16 protein-coding genes, 1 pseudogene and 1 riboswitch are annotated in these 19,420 nt (G+C 34.7%); of the genes and pseudogenes, 9 read left to right on the top strand and 8 right to left on the bottom strand.

The annotated features are described in order from the left end of the window. Positions 1 to 29: 29 nt before the first annotated feature. A complete protein-coding gene (locus ACQKNR_RS02700; protein WP_427315159.1) occupies positions 30 to 1,790 on the bottom strand; it encodes an alpha-glycosidase in 1,761 nt (586 codons plus the stop codon). 325 nt (positions 1,791 to 2,115) lie between these two features. On the opposite strand from ACQKNR_RS02700, the gene ACQKNR_RS02695 reads away from it, so the two are divergent. From ACQKNR_RS02695 to malR, 4 genes are all read left to right on the top strand, one after another. Continuing rightward, positions 2,116 to 3,375, top strand: a complete 1,260-nt coding sequence (locus tag ACQKNR_RS02695) for an extracellular solute-binding protein (RefSeq protein WP_427315158.1) — start codon at positions 2,116 to 2,118, stop codon at positions 3,373 to 3,375. A 77-nt stretch (positions 3,376 to 3,452) separates the two neighbouring features. Next, positions 3,453 to 4,754: a maltosaccharide ABC transporter permease MalC gene (gene malC / locus ACQKNR_RS02690; protein ID WP_427315156.1), complete on the top strand. Its 1,302-nt coding sequence runs from the start codon at positions 3,453 to 3,455 to the stop codon at positions 4,752 to 4,754. After that, on the top strand, positions 4,755 to 5,597 hold the full coding sequence (gene malD, locus ACQKNR_RS02685) for a maltosaccharide ABC transporter permease MalD (protein WP_427315154.1): 843 nt from the start codon (positions 4,755 to 4,757) through the stop codon (positions 5,595 to 5,597). It begins immediately after the preceding gene. A gap of 278 nt (positions 5,598 to 5,875) precedes the next feature. After that, positions 5,876 to 6,898 (top strand): maltose operon transcriptional repressor MalR, encoded by a 1,023-nt coding sequence (malR, locus tag ACQKNR_RS02680; RefSeq protein WP_193410135.1) that lies wholly within the window; start codon positions 5,876 to 5,878, stop codon positions 6,896 to 6,898. Between the two features lie 171 nt (positions 6,899 to 7,069). Here malR and ACQKNR_RS02675 read toward each other — a convergent pair whose 3' ends face one another. Together ACQKNR_RS02675 and ACQKNR_RS02670 are read right to left on the bottom strand one after the other, a co-directional pair. Beyond that, on the bottom strand, positions 7,070 to 8,227 hold the full coding sequence (locus tag ACQKNR_RS02675; RefSeq protein WP_427315152.1) for an aminotransferase A: 1,158 nt from the start codon (positions 8,225 to 8,227) through the stop codon (positions 7,070 to 7,072). 118 nt (positions 8,228 to 8,345) lie between these two features. Further along, positions 8,346 to 8,546, bottom strand: coding sequence for a hypothetical protein (locus ACQKNR_RS02670; protein WP_000929285.1), 201 nt, complete (start codon positions 8,544 to 8,546; stop codon positions 8,346 to 8,348). A 310-nt stretch (positions 8,547 to 8,856) separates the two neighbouring features. Here ACQKNR_RS02670 and kinB point away from each other — a divergent pair, with 310 nt between their 5' ends. Beyond that, the gene (kinB, locus tag ACQKNR_RS02665) at positions 8,857 to 10,131 is read left to right on the top strand and encodes a sporulation sensor histidine kinase KinB (protein ID WP_427315151.1); all 1,275 of its coding nucleotides are present in this window, start codon (positions 8,857 to 8,859) and stop codon (positions 10,129 to 10,131) included. A 38-nt stretch (positions 10,132 to 10,169) separates the two neighbouring features. Here the strand turns inward: kinB and ACQKNR_RS02660 are convergent, their stop codons facing one another. Beyond that, positions 10,170 to 10,913, bottom strand: coding sequence for a DUF3967 domain-containing protein (locus ACQKNR_RS02660; RefSeq protein WP_427315149.1), 744 nt, complete (start codon positions 10,911 to 10,913; stop codon positions 10,170 to 10,172). 226 nt (positions 10,914 to 11,139) lie between these two features. On the opposite strand from ACQKNR_RS02660, the gene nucA reads away from it, so the two are divergent. Beyond that, positions 11,140 to 11,574 (top strand): DNA-entry nuclease, encoded by a 435-nt coding sequence (gene nucA, locus ACQKNR_RS02655; RefSeq protein WP_427315147.1) that lies wholly within the window; start codon positions 11,140 to 11,142, stop codon positions 11,572 to 11,574. 36 nt (positions 11,575 to 11,610) lie between these two features. Further along, positions 11,611 to 12,000 (top strand): competence protein ComJ, encoded by a 390-nt coding sequence (gene comJ, locus ACQKNR_RS02650; protein ID WP_427315145.1) that lies wholly within the window; start codon positions 11,611 to 11,613, stop codon positions 11,998 to 12,000. A 37-nt stretch (positions 12,001 to 12,037) separates the two neighbouring features. On the opposite strand, the gene metE is transcribed toward comJ, so the two are convergent. The 3 genes from metE to ACQKNR_RS02635 all read right to left on the bottom strand — a co-directional run bounded on the left by metE (position 12,038) and on the right by ACQKNR_RS02635 (position 17,106). Beyond that, a complete protein-coding gene (gene metE / locus ACQKNR_RS02645; RefSeq protein ID WP_427315143.1) occupies positions 12,038 to 14,326 on the bottom strand; it encodes a 5-methyltetrahydropteroyltriglutamate--homocysteine S-methyltransferase in 2,289 nt (762 codons plus the stop codon). 128 nt (positions 14,327 to 14,454) lie between these two features. Further along, positions 14,455 to 14,642: riboswitch (cobalamin riboswitch) on the bottom strand. Between the two features lie 206 nt (positions 14,643 to 14,848). Then, on the bottom strand, positions 14,849 to 15,406 hold the full coding sequence (locus tag ACQKNR_RS02640; protein ID WP_427315141.1) for a PadR family transcriptional regulator: 558 nt from the start codon (positions 15,404 to 15,406) through the stop codon (positions 14,849 to 14,851). 158 nt (positions 15,407 to 15,564) lie between these two features. Then, positions 15,565 to 17,106, bottom strand: coding sequence for an MDR family MFS transporter (locus ACQKNR_RS02635; RefSeq protein ID WP_427315139.1), 1,542 nt, complete (start codon positions 17,104 to 17,106; stop codon positions 15,565 to 15,567). Positions 17,107 to 17,541: 435 nt separating this feature from the next. Between ACQKNR_RS02635 and ACQKNR_RS02630 the strand changes: the two genes are divergently transcribed. Further along, positions 17,542 to 18,042 carry a hypothetical protein gene (locus ACQKNR_RS02630; RefSeq protein ID WP_427315137.1) on the top strand — a complete coding sequence of 167 codons (501 nt, stop codon included), beginning with the start codon at positions 17,542 to 17,544 and terminating at the stop codon, positions 18,040 to 18,042. A gap of 31 nt (positions 18,043 to 18,073) precedes the next feature. On the opposite strand, the gene ACQKNR_RS02625 is transcribed toward ACQKNR_RS02630, so the two are convergent. After that, on the bottom strand, positions 18,074 to 18,307 hold the full coding sequence (locus ACQKNR_RS02625; protein ID WP_427315136.1) for an SPP1 phage holin family protein: 234 nt from the start codon (positions 18,305 to 18,307) through the stop codon (positions 18,074 to 18,076). 182 nt (positions 18,308 to 18,489) lie between these two features. On the opposite strand from ACQKNR_RS02625, the pseudogene ACQKNR_RS02620 reads away from it, so the two are divergent. Next, a pseudogene (locus ACQKNR_RS02620) lies at positions 18,490 to 19,006 on the top strand (diguanylate cyclase domain-containing protein). Positions 19,007 to 19,420: the final 414 nt, after the last annotated feature.

Below are 19,420 nucleotides of genomic sequence, written 5' to 3'. Positions count from 1 at the left end.
TATGTCACCTCGGCATAAGGCTTTTTTGATTACCACTTTAATATTGAGAATCCATATGGAGGAAGTGTAACTTGTAGTACACTTGCTTCCGCTGAAAATTCTTCGTTTGTATATATATTGACTATTTTCTTCCCTGTAATATGAATAGGGAGTGAAGCAGTAATTTCATCGTTAGTAGGATTTAAAACGAAAAAGATAGTTTCATCTTCATATGTTTTTGTATAAGAAATATAATTATGTTCATCACTTGCTTCGATGAATTGGAAAGTACCATGTCCTCCAAATGCTTTATATTGTTTCCGTAATGAAATTAATGTTTGTACATGTGTAAATAATAGATGGTCTTGTTCTGTTGTATCCCAAACCATACATTTGCGGCAACTCGGGTCCATTCCGCCATCCATACCGATTTCATCTCCGTAATAAATACAAGGAGAACCGATGAAAGAAAGGTGGAATACATAGAGTAACTTTAACTTATTTGTATCCCCGTTACATGTTGCTAAAATTCTTGGTGTATCATGACTGTCTAATAAATGAAATGCTGCTTCATTTACACTCATAGAATAAGAATGTAGAGATTCTGTAATTTGTTTCATAAATTCACTTGCTTTAATGGAATCGTTAGCAAAGTAAGAAAGTAGAGCGTTTGTAACAGGATAGCTCATTACAGCGTCAAATTGATCGCCTTGTAGCCACGGGAGTGCATCGTGCCAAATTTCTCCTAAAATATATACTTCCGGATTTAATGCTTTTATTTCACTTCGGAATTCTCTCCAAAAGCTATGATCTACTTCATTTGCTACATCAAGGCGCCAACCGTCTATATTGAATTCTCTTACCCAGTAACGTCCTACTTCGAGTAAATACTCTTTAACGTCTGGATGTGCTGTATTTAGTTTAGGCATATACGGTGTAAATGCGAAAGTATCATAATTAGGCAGCGGTTCGGTTATGATCGGAAATTCATGAATGTGGAACCACTCTTTATAAATTGATTTCTTGCCATTTTCTAGTACGTCTTGGAATTTATCGAAAAAGTATCCACTATGATTAAAAACAGCGTCAAGCATTACTTTTATACCATGTTTATGGCATGCCCCAATGAGTTCTTTAAAAGTTTCTTTCGTCCCAAATTGTGGATCGATTTCCATGTAGTCAATTGTGTCATATTTATGATTCGAATGAGCTTTAAAAATAGGAGTGAAATAAATGCCAGAGATTCCAAGCTTCACAAGGTAATCAAGATTTTGAATAATACCAGCGAAATCACCTCCGAAAAAATTAGTAGCAGTTGGCTCTGCGCTCCCCCAAGGAAGAGTATTCTCTGGATTTAATGCGCTATCCCCGTTAGCGAATCGTTCTGGGAAAATTTGATACCATACTGTGTCTTTAATCCAGGACGGGGCTTTGAAAACATCTTTTGCATGAATAAATGGAAAGCAGAAAAAGTTACCAACATCGTCATTTGGAATGTTAGCAAAAAATCCTCGTTCTGTATAAATGAGAGTCTCTGCGTCATTTATTAATTCGAACCCATAACGTAAGCGTTTAAATTTTGGTTCAATTGAAACGGACCAATAATCAAATAGCTCAGTAGAACCAGTTTTTTTCATTGGTGTACTCGCTGTAATCCATTTTCCATCTTGCCATTCATAAGGATCACCGTAGATGAGAGCGGCGGTGTGTACATCGTCTCTTTTTGTACGAATCCGGATGTGAATCGTTTTTTCGTCGTAAGCGTATGCATAATTATCTTTCGGCCTATGATAGATCGCTTCTTTTAACATATAGAAAATCCCCCTTTAATATCTCTATACATATCGTTCCCTTAAACGTAATAATAAAGATGATGTTGCAAACGATTGCTTTTCTCATAACTTTCATATTGCTTATAAGAGTAGTATTCATTTTGTATAAAGTCAATGTATAAAGAGTAAGAGAAGATTATTTTGAAAATTAATATTTGCAAAATGAATAAAAGGATGTATAATGATAGACAAATAGCGCAAACGTTTTCATAGATTATGATATTGTTTGCGCTTCTATTAAAATATTAAATGCAAACGTTTTCAATTAAAGAGGTACATAGACAATTTAGGGAGGTTTTTTGGGATGAAGAAAGCATTATCACTATTAACAATTTCAGCATTGTCAATCAGTATGTTATCTGCATGTGGACCGAAAGATTCAGGGAAAAAAGAAACAAGTAAAGAGAAGAAAGATTATGATCTTCTCGTTTGGGAAGATCTAAAAAAAGGTACTGCATTAGAACCAGCTGTAAAGAGTTTTGAAAAGAAGTATAACGTGAAAGTCAAAGTGGCTGAAGTTCAAATGACAGATCAAACGAAAAAGCTACGTCTTGATGGTCCGGCAGGTACAGGGCCTGACGTTGTGACATTACCGCATGATCATATTGGAAATGTTGTTACTGAGGGATTAATTGATGAAGTGAAAGTTGATGATGCTGTAAAGAGCAAATTTACGGACTTATCTATAGAAGCTCAAACATATAAGGGGAAATTATATGGTTTACCAAAAGCTATTGAAACACCTGTATTCATTTATAATAAAAAGCTTATGCCAAAGGCACCTGAAACAATGGATGAGTTATATAATTTTTCGAAAGATTTCACGAAAAATGGTAAGTACGGATTTTTAGCATTAGGAGATAATTTGTATTTTGCGAATGCATTTATGGCTGGTATGGGCGGTTATGTATTTGGTGAGAAGGATGGAAAACTGAATACAAATGATATCGGATTAAATAATAGCGGAGCAGTACAAGGGATGGAATATATCCAAAAATGGTATAAGGAGAATTTATTCCCAAAGGGTATTATTGGTGAATCTGGTGGGGCGGCAGCTGACGGATTGTTCAATGAAGGAAAAGCTGCATCGATTATGAATGGTCCATGGGCATTCCAAGCGATGGAAAAGGCAGGCATTGATTATGGGGTAGCGCCGATGCCAAAATTACCAAATGGTCAACCAATGAAAACTTTTGTTGGTGTAAAAGGATGGCATGTAACAAGTTTTTCAAAAAATAAAGATTTAGCAACGAAATTTGTTGATTGGGTAACAAATGAAGAAAATGCAAAAATCCGTTATGAAAAATCAAAGGAAATTCCTCCTGTGAAATCATTAATGGAAGATTCAATGATTAAAGACAGTGAAGCGGCAAAAGCAATAACTAGACAGGCTGAGACAGGTATTCCAATGCCGAATATTCCAGAAATGAAAGAAGTATGGGAGCCTGCAAGATTTGCATTAGAATTACTTGCAGCTGGAAAACAGGAACCAAAACCGGCACTTGATGAAGCTGTAAAACAAATTAAAGGAAATATTGAAGCAAACCACAGCAATAAAAAATAAGGTGAAATTTGTGCCTCAAATATAAGAGGCACGAATTCTCTCCCTTCCAATGTAGGAAGGAAAAAGGGGGAAGGAACATGCAAACATCTATGGAACCAGCGAAAGAGTTAAACGGTTCAAAGCATAGGAAAATGGCGACCGTGTTATCGATCATTCCAGGTATTGGTCAGCTATATAATAAACAATATGTAAAAGGTCTTATTTTTCTAGTATTAACAGGTTCATTTATTGTAGCATTTGCTGATTTGTTAAATATGGGATTATGGGGAATTGTAACGCTTGGTACAGAAGTTCCACGTGACCATTCGGTCTTTCTATTAGTAGAAGGGATTTTGGCACTTATCGTCATAGTATTCGGACTAGGAATATATGCATTTAACTTATATGATGCATACCAAAATGGGAAGAAACGTGATATAGGGACACCATTAAACTCTGTAAAAGAGCAATATCGTAACTTATTAGATCAAGGTTTTCCATATTTAATGGTTTCACCAGGATTTCTATTGCTTATCTTTGTTGTTGTATTTCCAATCGTTTTTGTTATCTTAATTGGATTTACGAATTATGATTTATATCACTCTCCTCCAGCTAAATTAGTAGATTGGGTGGGATTTAAAAACTTTATTGATATTTTCACATTACCAATGTGGAGAGATACATTTTTAAGTGTATTTTCTTGGACTGTCATTTGGACGTTCGTTGCAACGACGTTACAAGTTGCACTTGGTATTTTTTTAGCGATCATCGTAAATCAGCCTGGTATTAAAGGTAAGGCAATTATTCGAACAATCTTTATTTTACCGTGGGCTGTTCCAGCATTCGTATCTATTCTTGTATTTGCTGGTATGTTTAATGAAACATTTGGAGCGATTAACAATCAAGTATTAGCTTTATTCGGAATTGAAAAAGTTGCTTGGATGACAGATCCGTTTTGGGCGAAGATTGCTTTAATTATGATCCAAACGTGGCTCGGATTCCCGTTCGTCTTTGCAATGACAACAGGTATATTGCAATCGATTCCAGGAGAATTATATGAAGCGGCTACAGTAGATGGAGCAACTGCTTGGCAACAGTTCCGCAAAATTACATTGCCACTTGTTTTATATGCAACAGCCCCAATCTTAATTACACAATATACGTTTAACTTTAATAACTTTAGTATTATTTATCTCTTTAATGGCGGAGGTCCTGCAGTAGCGGGGCAAGATGCAGGTGGAACGGATATTTTAATTTCATGGATTTATAAGTTAACGATGACTTCGGCGCAGTACGGGAAAGCAGCAGCTCTTACAATGATTTTATCGTTAATCGTTATTACAGTTGCGTTATGGCAGTTTAAGAGAACAAAATCATTCCAAGAAGAGGATATGATGTAAATGAATATTAAACGACAAAAGATGTTACGTCTTTCATTAAGTTATTTAGTTATCTTCATAATGTGTGCGATTATTTTTTATCCATTATTATGGATTATTGGCTCATCGTTTAATCCAGGAGATAGTTTGTCTGGGTCTAGTATTATTCCGAAAAATGCCACGTTAGATCATTATCGTCAGCTACTTGATCTTGATTCAAGTAATTACTTACTTTGGTATAAAAATACTTTAAAAGTTAGCGTAATGACCATGATCTTTTCGGTGTTAGCCATTAGCTTTACTGCTTATGCATTTTCGAGATATCGTTTTGTTGGAAGAAAGAATGGTTTATTAACATTTTTAATTCTCCAAATGATCCCGAACTTTGCAGCGTTAATCGCGCTATATATATTAGCTCAGTTAACAGGATTAATTGATACACATCTTGCATTAATTTTAATTTATGTAGGCGGAGCAATTCCGATGAATACATGGCTTATGAAAGGTTATTTTGATACGATTCCGAAAGAGTTGGATGAATCAGCTCGAATGGATGGAGCAGGGCATTTCCGTATTTTTTGGCAAATTATTATGCCGCTTGCAAAACCAATCGTAGCGGTTGTAGCGTTATTCACGTTCATCGGTCCATTTACAGATTTTATTTTAGCAAGTGTTATTTTACGCACACCGGAAAATTATACTTTAGCAGTTGGGTTATATGAAATGGTAGCAAAAAAATTTGGTAATGAATTTACAACATTTGCAGCTGGATCAGTATTAATTGCAATACCAATTTCGATTTTATTCCTATCATTACAAAAATACTTTATTTCTGGTTTAACAGCTGGAGGTACGAAAGGGTGAAAATGGGACATTACGTCCCATTTCTCTTTTCATCTCCCTATAAAAAAATTGTAGGGAGATGAAAAGAGATTTGACATCACATGCGAAAAGATGTGAAATAAATAGTATATTATAGTATAGGAAAATAAAGCTATATCCCTTACAATACATGGAGAGGGAGAATAGGATAAGTTTTGCAGAATAGAGTAAATGAAAGTTTATGACTTCTCCTATGGCTTGCAACGAGTGCAAGATAAAATATATGAAAAATGGCAGAGAAGTGAGAGGAGGGGATTTTTATGACAGTTACAATTAAAGATGTGGCGAAGAAGGCGAATGTAGCACCATCAACAGTTTCTCGTGTAATTGCTGATAATCCAAGTATAAGTGAAAAGACAAAGCGCCGTGTTCGGAAAGTAATGAGTGAACTAGGATATCATCCAAATTTAAATGCAAGAAACCTTGCGAACCAAACAACGAAAACGCTTGGTCTTGTTATGCCGAGTTCAGCAAGTAAAGCTTTTCAAAATCCATTTTTCCCGGAAGTTATAAGAGGGATTAGTTCATTTGCACATGTGGAAGGATATGCGCTCTATATGTCGACAGGTGAAACGGAAGAAGAAATTTTTAATGGCGTTGTAAAAATGGTGCAAGGGCGTCAAATTGGTGGTATTATTCTTCTATATTCAAGAGAGAATGATCGGATTATTCAATATTTGCATAAACAAAATTTCCCGTTTGTTTTAATTGGAAAACCATATGATCGAAAAGATGAGATTACATATGTAGATAATGATAATTATACTGCTGCAAGAGAAGTGGCAGAATATTTGATTTCATTAGGCCACAAGCAAATCGCGTTCATTGGTGGGGGCTCAGATTTACTTGTAACGAGAGATCGTTTAGCTGGTATGAGTGATGCTTTAAAACTGGCAGACATTGTATTACCGAAAGAGTATATTTTGCATTTTGATTTTTCGAGGGAAAGTGGTCAACAAGCTGTTGAAGAGTTAATGGGACTGAAGCAACCGCCGACGGCAATTATGGCAACGGATGATTTAATTGGACTTGGTGTATTAAGCGCTCTTTCTAAAAAAGGGTTTGTTGTACCGAAGGACGTTTCTATTGTAAGTTTTAATAATGCTTTATTATCAGAAATTGCGAGTCCTCCGCTTTCGACAGTGGATGTGAATATATATCAGTTAGGTTATGAAGCAGCAAAAGCTTTAGTTGATAAAGTAGAAAATGCGGAGTCTACTGCAAAGTGTATCATTATTCCACATAAATTGCTGAAGCGTCAAACTTGCGATCATTATGCATAAAGTGAAACTTTAATCAGTGGGGGGTGGTTCATCCCCCACTGATTATTAGTTGAACCAATCGGGCGTTTACGGGCAGTTGATCTCCCATTTAGCATCTTTGCTCCAGCCGAATTTTGAGGTGGGAGTTTTACTGCCCGTTAATGCGGGATAAAAAAGCTAAGAGTTTAACTCTTAGCTTTTTTGTTTTAGAAAGGCTTCTAATCGATCGCAGCCTTCTTTTAAAGTTTCGATACTATATGCATAAGACAAGCGAAGGTAGCCTTCACCATATTCAGAAAATGCTGTTCCAGGAACGACGGCTAGCCCAGCTTCTTTTACAAGATCAAGTGCAAAATCAAATGATGAAGATGTTAAATGGCCGACATATGGGAATAAGTAAAATGCACCTGTTGGTTTTTCAACTGTTAAGCCCATTTGAATGAGTCTATTATACACGTAATCAAGACGTTTTTTATATTGGTGGCGCATCATCTTGGGTGCGTCTTTAGCAGCTGTTAATGCTTCGATTGCAGCATATTGAGCGATTGAAGTAGCGCACGTTACATTGTATTGATGAACTTTTAAAATGTGACCTGCTAAATAGCTTGGTGCGAATAATAGACCAACACGCCAGCCAGTCATAGAATGGGATTTTGATAAACCGTTAATAACAATAGTTTTCTCACGCATTTCTGGGAAATGGGCAATAGATGTATGTTTTTCTTCATATACAAGTTCGCTATAAATTTCATCAGAAAGAACGAAAATATTTTTATCTTTTAAAACATCTACAATATCTTTTAATTCTTCTTTTGATAAAGTTACACCGGTTGGATTAGAAGGATATGGTAGTACGACACATCTTGTTTTTTCTGTAATAGCATTTTCTAGCGCTTCGGCTGTTAAACGAAATCCAGTTTCACGAACATCTATAAAAATAGGCGTTGCGCCGCATAATCGAATAATAGGTTCGTACCCTGGATAAATAGGGGCAGGTAAAATTACTTCTGTTCCTGGCTCTAAAATTGTTCGGAATGCAACATCAATTGCTTCACTGGCACCAATTGTAACGATAGTTTCGTTTTCAGGTGAATAATGTAAATCGTAGTTATCTTTTACAAAGTTACAAGCTGCCGTGCGTAATTCTAGTAAACCAGCGTTATGTGTATAGCTTGTATAATTTTCTGTAATGGCCCGTTTTGCCGCTTCTTTTACAAGAGAAGGTGTAGGGAAATCGGGTTGCCCAATTGTTAAAGAGATAAGATTATCATAGTTTTGAATCATGTTAGAGAATTGGCGGATTCCAGAAATTTGGATGTCCTTTACTCTAGGATTAATGAATTGTTCCATTGTATCTCCCTTTCTTCCGTTTGAAAATTAAGTTCATTTTATCATACTTTCTATGATTACGCTTTGTATATGAAATTTAGAAAGAGAGAACAGAAAAAAAGCCGCTATAAGCGACTTTTTAATACCCGTATTCCCAATCTATTTCATCTTCATTCCAAAGTACAGAGGATACTTTGCCAAGGTGAACAACTGATTCGTTCACAGCACATGTGCAATTTTCTTCTCCTGTTTTATGCTGTAACTCCTCATACACTGATTTTTCAACATTTTCTAAAACAACCAAATTTTCTTCTTTTAAAACAAGCGTAGTACCCGCCATATTTATCTTCCTCCTACTAAAGTAATGATCACTTATTTGTAAACATAGATAGTATGGATTATATGCTGTATTTTGCTATAGTTGTCCGTCTAGTGAAGTGTTTTTTTATTTTCTTTGTAATCCGTATTCATTGTATACTGCCCGAAGGAAATTTGGTACAGGGTTTACAATCATTTCGGAAATCTGTAACAATTATTATCGGTTGTTAACAAAGAATTAACAAATATGTTAAGAAAAATCAAAATTTTAGAACAAATACACCTATAAAATGATATAATCATATCAAAATACATATAGGGGATGAGAGGCTATGGAGCTTATCCGTGATTTATTGATCCAAATTGCCATCATAATTTTGCCACTATTTTTATATGAAGCGATTCGTTTAAATCGCTATCAAGAAATGCCTCCGAAGCCGAATCGCTACTTTATTATGTTTTTATCTAGCGTTACGCTCGTTCTCTCCATGACATACTCTATTTGTTTTGGCAATGTTTGCGGGTATAATTTTCACCCAATCCCGATTGTCAGTGGTTTTTTATATGGTGGGATTGTTGGTGTAATCCCTGCTGTTATTTTTGTTGCATATGAATGGTTTTTAAAGGGAATTAGTTGGCTTCCTATTGTAGAAGTAATATTTTTATTGATAGTTCCATTGTTTTTATCAAAGAAATGGTCTCTTTTTTCTAGAGATAAGAAACTAATTTTAGCATTTATGATTTCATCATTTTACGTACTTGTATCTTTAGTATTTGGTATGGTTAATGTTCTGTTAGAAACAGGATTTACACCGTATGTTTCGCACTTATATAGCGGGTATATATTTGCTTCGCTTATTATGGTTATGACGATGGTATTTCAGGTGTATTTAACGGAATATTTAAATGAAAACGCATTACTACGTACAGAGATGCAAAAATCAGAAAAGCTTAATATTGTAAGTGAGTTAGCAGCAAGTGTTGCACATGAGGTTCGAAATCCGCTCACTGTTGTTCGTGGATTTATCCAATTGCTAGAAAGTACGGAAGATGTGAAGAATAAGGATTATATGCGTCTCGTATTAGCTGAATTGGATCGGGCTGAACAAATTATTTCAGATTATTTGAATTTAGCAAGGCCACAAATTGAGAAAAAAGAACACATTTGTTTATCAGCACAATTAATAGAAATGACCACTTTGATGTCATCATTTGCAGCGATGCAAGGGGTATATTTGCAAGTCGAGATTTCTGAGAGTCTTTATACGATTGGTGATAAGACGAAATTGAAGCAAGCTATTATGAATGTAGTTAAAAATGGTATTGAAGCAATTCAAGGAAATAAAGGATATTTAAAAGTAACGGCTATTCAAAAAGATGAAACGATCGTAATAAGGGTTAAAGATAGTGGTGTCGGTATGACGAAAGAACAGTTAGCACGGCTTGGACAACCGTATTACTCTTTAAAAGAAAAAGGGACAGGATTAGGACTTATGGTAACATTTAGTATTTTACAAGCACATAATGGTACACTGGAATATAAAAGCGAAAGTGGAAAAGGCACTGAAGCGATTATTATATTACCAGCTGTAAGAAATAAGGAATAAAAGTTACCGCTGGGAGGTAACTTTTTGTTTTATATTGTTTATTCATTTGCTCTTTCTTGTTTTGTTCGGCTAAATAAACTTTTAAATGAATGGAAGAAACCTTGTTCTTTTGAGGCGGCGACCATTCTTTTTGTTTCTTGAATTTCGCGAATAACTTGCATAAGTTGTGCATCACGGTTACTGTCTTTGTTATAAATTTGATTTACAAGTTTATTCATTTTTTCTTCTTGTTTGGATTCTCGTTTATACATATGATTCATTAATAAGTCCATTTTTTCCTTTTGCAGTGCATCTGTTTGAGCTGCATGATCAACTAACTCTTGAAGCATTTTTTCTTGAGAGCCTTCTTTTATATAAACTTGTTGCATCAATTCATCTAGTTTTTCGTCTTTTAAACGATTTTGTGTAATCAGAGTAGAATTTTGATGAATAATTGCTTCATTTAATTGAGCGAGCATTTCAAGTTTCAACATAAATTCTTCAAAGTTGCGCCCATCTTCTTTTGGCTGTACCTCTTGTTTATCTTGAATAACAGGTACAGGTGGGGCTTCTTTTTCTTTTAAAATAATAGGTATTGTTTCTGAAATATCTTCTTGTAATGTAGCAGCTCTTTCATGTATAGATTTCAATAGTTTTAAATCATCCAATTTATAAATACGAGCATCAGCAGTTTTTGAAATGATATAACCATGTTCCTCTAAGAGTTGGCTATATTTTCGGACTATATGTTTTGGGATACCTGTTTTATTTGTAACATCTTTCGTTTTATAAATAGCTTCCATGATATTTCCTCCCCAAAAAGTATCGTATATATCATTTCAATCTTTTATGAGGACTTCCTTTGAAAAAGAATGTCGGAAGGTTATTAGTTTTCTACAGCATTAGTGAAAAAATGAGAGTTTTTGGCGGAATGGCAAGGAATAACTAAAATAATGTCTGAAAACATATACGGGGGAAGTTTGTTATAATAACTGAGGAAAAGAAACTGGTAGAACCATGGAGGTATACATGAAGCAATTAAAAGGTATTGTCATTTCAATTATTGCAATTCTGTCTATTTTAGTAGCGGTCTATGAAGTACTTGTGCCAGAAGAAACAAGTGTAAAAAAAACGAATACATATGATCAAGTGCTAGAATTCCCGAAAGAACGATATCCAGAGACTGGGAAACATATTACGGATGCTATAAAAGAAGGACATTCAGAGGTTTGTACGATTGATCGCGGCGGAGCTGCGGATAGAAGGAAATTATCGTTAGCACCATATCCATCAAAAAAAGGGTATGATCGTGATGAATGGCCAATGGCAATGTGTAAAGAAGGCGGAAAAGGAGCACATATTGAATATATAAGTCCAGCGGATAACCGTGGGGCAGGTTCTTGGGTAGGAAATAAGTTAGATAAATACCCAGATGGTACGCGTGTGAAATTTGAAGTGAAGTAGTAGTTGCACATTTCATAATGAAGGAGAAGGGGAACTATGGAATTAACAATTTCTTATTCACAATTAATGTTGATGAACTATGAAGGTGAGCAGCCTTACGTAGACTGGACAGATGAAGATTTTGAAAGAGGTTATGCTAAGGCGGATGGAACTGTTATTTTTGAAGCACTCTCTGATTATACTTGTGAAGTAAAAGTGACTTGTGGAAAACATATTGAGAAAGAAGAAGTGATTAGAACGGTTACGGTTCCTTTTATAGTTGAAAATGAATGTATCGTTGTAACGAGTATTCTTTCAAATAAATTTCAGTTTCCTATTCCAAATGGTGAGTATACAGTTGTATTACAGGCAATTCCTCTGGAAGAGCCAACGGATGATGAATTATATAAAATACAATATGAATTCTTTTTTGAAAGTAAAGAATAAAAAATGGGTTATCCTCCAAAAGGATAACCCATTTTTGTTATGCGTTTGTTTTTAAAAGAGAACGAGCATCTTTTGCTGCTTGCACCATGTGTTCTAAAGCTGGAATAACTTCTTCTGTTCGTCTCGTTTTTAAACCACAGTCAGGATTAATCCAGAAATATTTAGGATCACATACTTGTAAAGATTGTTCTACGATTTTAAACATTTCATCTTTACTTGGTACACGAGGGCTATGAATATCGTATACCCCTAGACCGATACCTTTTTCATATGTTGTATGTTTTAATGTATCGATAAATTCTCCGTGACTTCTTGATGTTTCGATAGAAATTACATCCGCATCTAATGCACGAATAGCATCTACAATATCTTCGAAGTTACTGTAACACATATGCGTATGAATTTGCGTTTCATTGGCTACAGAAGATGTTGCTAAAAGGAAGGATTGAACTGCCCATGTAATATATACATCCCAATCTTTTTCTTTTAGTGGCATTCCTTCACGAAGCGCTGGCTCATCGACTTGGATCACTCTAATTCCAGAGGATTCAAGTAGTTCAATTTCATGACGAAGAGCTAAGGCAATTTGATACGAAACTTCTTTTCTTGGGATGTCATTTCGAACGAAGGACCAATTTAAAATCGTAACAGGTCCTGTTAACATTCCTTTTACAACTTTGTCCGTTAGACTTTGTGCATAAACAGTTTCTTTAATAGTCATTCCGTTAATAAAGGCTACATCACCATAAATAACAGGTGGTTTTACACAACGGGAACCGTATGATTGTACCCAACCGTTTTTAGTGAAGGAGAAACCAGCAAGGCGCTCACCAAAATATTCGACCATGTCAGTTCTTTCAAACTCACCATGTACAAGGACATCAAGACCAATTTCTTCTTGATAACGAATCCATTTTTCTGTCTCTTTTTCGATAAATTGCTCATATTGTTCATTTGAAATAACGCTGTTACGCCATTCTTTTCGTGTTTGACGAACTTCAGTTGTTTGCGGGAAGCTACCAATAGTTGTTGTTGGTAACAATGGTAACTGCAGGGCAACTTGTTGTAATTCGTATCGTTTTTTAAATGGAAGAGGACGTGAAAAATCTTCTTCTTTTAGCGCTGTTCGTGCTGCTTTAACGTCTTCTCGGTTACGTGCAGCAGATGAACGGATTGTATGATGTACATTGCGATATGTTTCCAGCTCTTTACTAATGCTTTCTGTACCTTGAGTCAGAGCAGAATGAATAAGAACTAACTCTTCTAGTTTTTGGTTTGCAAATGCTAGTGCATCAAATAACTCTGTCGATAAATGTGTTTCTTCGGTTTTATCGATTGGTGAATGCAATAAGCTACAAGAAGGCTGAACGATGAAATTTTTTGGTTGGACTTGATTTTGTAACGTTGTAAATAACGTAAGAACTTCATCAAGGTCAGCTCTCCAAATGTTACGGCCATCTATACAACCAACAGCTAAAGTTTTGTCAGCTGGGAATCCATATTTTGAAATAGCATGTAGGTTCCCTTCTTTACCGTGAACGAAATCTAATCCAATACCAGATACAGGGAATGTGATAATTTCCTCATAGTTTTCTTCTACACTATCAAAATATGTTTGTAAAAGAAGATTCGCGTTTGGAACCTCTTTACGAATAGCTGCATAAATTTCTTTAGCCTGTTGAATCTCTTCTTTTGTTAAAGAGGCGAAACTTGGTTCGTCGATTTGAATAATTCGAGCACCAGCTGCATGTAGTTCTGAAATAAGTTGTATGTAAGGTGCAACTAACTGTTTTAAAATAGTAGCAAATTGATCTTGTTTATAGCCTTTCGCTAATTTCAAGAAAGTATATGGTCCTAAAATAACAGGCTTTCCATCTACTCCTAATTCTTGTTTTGCCTCTTCGTATAAGCGAAGAGGACGATTGTCTTTTAAAGAGATTTGTAATCCTTCTTCATATTCAGGAACAATATAATGATAGTTTGTGTTAAACCATTTTGTCATTTCGGAAGCAACGTGATCTTTAGAGCCACGCGCCATTGCAAAATATACATCAAGGTAAGAGGTAAACTCAGAAAAACGCGATGGTATAAACCCTAACATATAAGCAGTATCCAGAACATGATCATAATATGTAAAATCGCCGATTGGAATGAATTCAATCCCTTTTTCTTGCTGTACTTTTACGTGCTGAAGACGAATTTTTTTCATAGTCGCTAAAAATTGTTCTTCATTAATCTTATTGGACCAAAAAGCTTCTAATGTTTTTTTCCATTCACGTTGTAGTCCGATACGTGGATAACCTAAGTTACTTGTTTGAATTGCCATTTTAAATTCCTCCCTAATTGAAAGTAAGCATTTCCGTTTACTAGGAAATACTTAAAACAAAAAGTGTAAAGGCATAGAAAATAAGCCTTCCTTTTTGTTTTAACACCTCATCATCATCCGTGAATCTATCAGTGTTGTTAAAATAGGCAGGTCTCCTGACTTATGCTTCATATAATTTCTTTCACCTTCCCGTTTTCACAGTGGTACAAAAAAGAAATCTCTGCATTTACAGTGGCGGGACCGTGTTGGAGTTTCACCAAGCTTCCCTTTTAAACACGGAATGAAATTTCCGTGTACCTATTTTCCTTTTGAAAGGAATTTAACAAGCGATATGATATTGAAACAAATTCTAACACAATTTTTTGAATTTTGTCTACTGTTTAAAATGAGAAAATTTCAAAGTTTTTATTTCTTATTATTCTGAATTTTTAAGTTGTTTTATTCTGAAGTAACTGATTATATTACAGTATAAAAAAAGAGAAATTGAGCTATTAAAGAAGAGGAAACATCTTCTTTAATAGCTCAATTTTCATTTATGTCAACTTCTGAAAGTCGGCCTGCTTTAGCATCTTTAAGGAGGGTGTTTAACCATTGCAATTCAACTGTAATATGTTCAATTACGCTTTGTAAAATATATAGCTGTGCACGTGGAACCTTTCCTTTATTACAATCATATATCGTTTGCATAGTATGTAAATATTGAACGGTATCATTTTTCTTTTTTTCTAAAATAGGAACTAATTCTTGCTCATTGCTAAAGTGAGCGAAAGATAAGGCCGAATAAATAGGTTTATATATTTGGTTTTTTGCTTCGAATTGTTTTAATAGTAAAGTATGGAATAGTTTTTTTCCTTCTTCTGTTATATGAAAGATAGTTTTATCAGGTCGATTTGTGTCTCGAATTACATTTATAATACGAATTGCGCCTTGCTTTTCTAATTGCTCGAAGGCGTAATAAAGTGATCCTTTGGCATATTTAATATAACAATCCATTTGTCGTTCTTTCATGATGTGCTGCACTTCATATGGATGCTTATCTCCTTCGAGTAGCAAGCCGAGAATGACTAATTTCATGCTCATGCTGTCTCAACTCCTGTACATAAAAACTTTATCTCGATTGGTGAAGGCTAATAATCAGTGTGGATGGATAAACCCCCGCTGATTAAAGTTTCACTTTATACATATTATAAACGGCATATCCTTTTTCATAAAGGGATATGCCGTTTCTTTTTTCTATATTAACTTACTTGCTTTTGTGTTTGTTTCTTTTTGGGGCCTGTAAAGAGGCGTTCATTTCCCATAAGTAAAATACAAATAATACTTAGTACAGCCGGGATAAGTGCCCAGAAGAATGTGTTTGCAATAGATGTAGCGAGAGCTTCTTTAATACCAGTTAATATTTCAGCTGGAATCTTCTCGGTAGCACCTGGTGATAATAAGAAACTTGTGTCTCCACCTTTTGGAGCTAATTTTGCTAGTTCAGGAGGGAATATAGTGTTTAATTTATCAGTAAAGATATGATTTTGAATTGTACCGAAAATTGTTACACCAAGAGTCATACCGAGTGAACGGAAGAATGAGTTTGTTGATGTAGCAGCACCACGGTCTCTCATTTCTAATTTGTGGATAGAAGACATACTTAACACTGAGAATGAGAAACCAACCCCAAGTCCAGCGAGAATCATAAATAGTGTTACGAGTACACGAGGTGTGTCCATTGTTAAAGTGCTTAGTAAATAAATACCAAGAACGAAGAAAACTCCAGATACCATCATAATATTACGATAGCTTGTTCGTGAAGCTAACTGTCCACCTGTTTGACTTCCAATTACAGAGCCGACCATCATGGGTGTTAAAATTAATCCGGCATTTGAGGCTGAACCTCCGAGTACACCTTGAACGAAGATCGGAATATAAACTGTACAAATGATAAAAGCAGCACCATAGAAAAAGGCAACGCCTTGGCTAGCTGCGAATAAAGGTTTTTTAAATAGATGGAAAGAAATGATAGGCTCAGTTGCTTTTCGTTCTACGAAGAAGAAAACAATAAGCATAATAACAACAGTTGTAAATAAACCGATAATTACATTAGAGTCCCATGCATACGTTTTACCACCAAGTTCTAGTGCAAACATTAAACAAACGATACTAATGACAAGTGTAATAGCACCAGCCCAGTCAATCTTTTGTTTTCGATACTCTAGAGATTCGTTGTAGTATTTAGTAATGAAGAAGAAGGAGATAATCCCTAATGGAATATTAATATAGAAGACCCAATGCCAACTTATATAGTCTGTAATATAAGCGCCTAATAAAGGCCCAAATACACTAGATGTACCGAAGACTGCACCAAATAGCCCAGTCATTTTACCACGTTTTTCTGGTGGGAATATGTCGTACATAATTGTGAAGGCGATAGGCATAAGGGCGCCACCACCAATACCTTGAATTGCTCTATAAATACTTAGTTGCTCAATACTTGAAGCTGTTCCACAAAGTGCAGAACCGAATAAGAAAAGAATGAGTCCGCCAATATAAAAACGTTTCCGTCCGTACATATCAGAAAGTTTTCCGAAAATAGGCATCCCTGCCATTGTTGCTACCATATATGCCGATGTGACCCAAACGAACTTGTCAAATCCTCCTAAGTCTCCGACAATTGTTGCCATTGCGGTTGCAACGATTGTATTATCCATTGCTGCCATTAAAATACCAAGTAGTAAACCAGCAACAACGAATTTTATATTGTTGGAGTCTTTTTTTGATTGTTGAGTTTCCAAATATAACCCTCCTTTAATAATAAGTAAACTGCATAAAGCTTTAAGTGCAGTGCATAAAAGCTTTATGTATGGTTTCTTTCGAATCATCTTACATAAGTGCACTAACATGCCATAAAGAATATTATAGTCAAATTTGACTAAAAGGTAAACTTTTTCTTCCGTCAAAATATTCTTTTGTATGGACAGCAAACGAGTGAGTAATACTTAATATTGTTATAAGGTCAATGAAGGAAATTGTAAAAAAATATTTCAGTAAGAATACTCCCTGTTAACAGATCAAAAATGGTTTTTTCTTTATATTGTCGAATAGGATAAAAGGAAGGGAAATATTAAATATTGTTTGTAACAAGCGTTAATAATTTTTGTAGTTTATTGTGTAGAGAGGAAGAATAGGATTGTATGGATGATACATCTGAAATGAGGTGAATATATATTATGAAAATATGGAAGCGAATTTCGGATCAAGGAAGGGATTCAATACCGCTACAGCCGGTATTGTGGATTGATGGCTCAAAAAAGGAAAGCGAACTTCCTGATGTAGCAGTTACATTACAAATCCGTAGTATGTATCAAGAAAAATTTTCATATGAATTGATCTATGATGTAAATGACATACTTATTATTCGAATTGAAGTTGAAAATAAGGGAATTGAAGTGATTTCGCGAGTTGTTGTAAGTCATATGATTCGAGATTATTTTTCATATATTCCGAATTCTTTGGAGGTTAATAAGGGGATGAGTGAGTTTTTATTCCAGCTTGTAAGATGGCGAATCGATAATTTATTGCCGAATGAGAAAGTGGAACTAAGTTGTAAAATAAAAGCAAATAAAGATAAAGATCTCAAAACTGCATTATTTCAGGCTACATACACATTTCAACATAAAGAAGTCTTATATGGCCCACTGCAAACAAATGAAGTTGTTGTGCGGGAATGATAAAAAGGAACCTGTGTGAAAGGTTCCTTTTTTAATGAAGGTTGTGCTTCTTGAGTATTTTCTTTTGTTCGATTCCTTTTTTTCCTACATAGTTATTTTTATAGCCAAAATATAGAATAAATAGAAATGAAGCAACATTTACAATAGCGTCGATTTGATCGTTTGTAATAAAGTTTATTCCGAAAGAGGTAAATAGTAATTTTAATGATAACAAAAAACCGGTTAGTAAACGCATAGTATCTGATAGATTTTCTTTTTGTAGCATATAGGTCACTCCTTTCTATAAACGATATATAATATATATATGAAATAGAATAGAAAAGGTATACAAGCTTAAGCAAAAATATACTTTGGATATGTAGATTTTTTATTTGGTAGAAAAACATTATTGTTATAGAAGTGTATATTGTTATAGAAATATATATTGGTATAGAAAGGAGGAAAAGTATGAAATATAAAGGGGAAATTAGTGGGTTATTACTTGGGAATACAGTGGCAGTTACAGAATGGATTGCTCTTCAGGATGTAATTACAAAACTGGATTCACGATTATTTTATACCGTCTTTATTATTTATATATTGCAAATGATACTAAGCTGCTTTATCTGAACGAGATTCTCGTAATATTACAGTGTACATTCTTTCCGTTAAAGAATGGGAAGGATTAAAGGAAACAGTGCAAGAAAAAAGTTGGAAGTGTTAGTATAAAGATTGGAGCGTACCATTGTAAAGACGATTCGAAAGGGTGATGTCGTTACAAAGTGGGATGAAAATAAATATGTTATTGTAGCGATTGATAATGGTCATGAAAAATATTGAAAGTGAAATAGAAAGTGGTTTACTAAGTGTGACGCTATTATTTGGGGCTGCTAGTTATCCAGTAGAAGGAAAAACTTTTGAAGAACTGTTAAGAAAGGCACAGAATCAATTGTACCAGTATAGAAATGTGCAAGGTAATGAATAAAACTTTGAGTTAAAGAAGTATGATATGAAGAAATTTTGATTGTAACATTTTTTTGACTTTTATTACAAAAAGAGCTTTTATTGTAATAAAAGTCTTTAAAAATATATGAAAAAGGCATATAATTATGGTGGATGTGTCAATGCATTTGCACAATGTGTTTCATTTTAAAAGTGTAGAGGAAAGCATGCTCTACACTTTTCCTTTTTAGGAAATGAAAAGAATATTTGTAAGTTGTTGCGAGGTAGCATTTGTACTGTGTAAAATGAACAAAGAGATTATTTGATAGAAAGCCGGAAAGGGAATGATAGAATGATAGTGATAGACGTGAGAGATCAACGATCATCTTTTACCAGGTGAATTATTACAGTTGTTCTTCTAATTATTATGGCTCTGGTGAATTCCGTTGTACTTTAA

This window comes from Bacillus sp. NPDC094077 (assembly GCF_050279465.1).
Lineage (GTDB): Bacteria > Bacillota > Bacilli > Bacillales > Bacillaceae_G > Bacillus_A.
The sequence above is the reverse complement of the archived record's forward strand: the minus strand, read 5'-3'. Positions and strand labels throughout refer to the sequence as shown.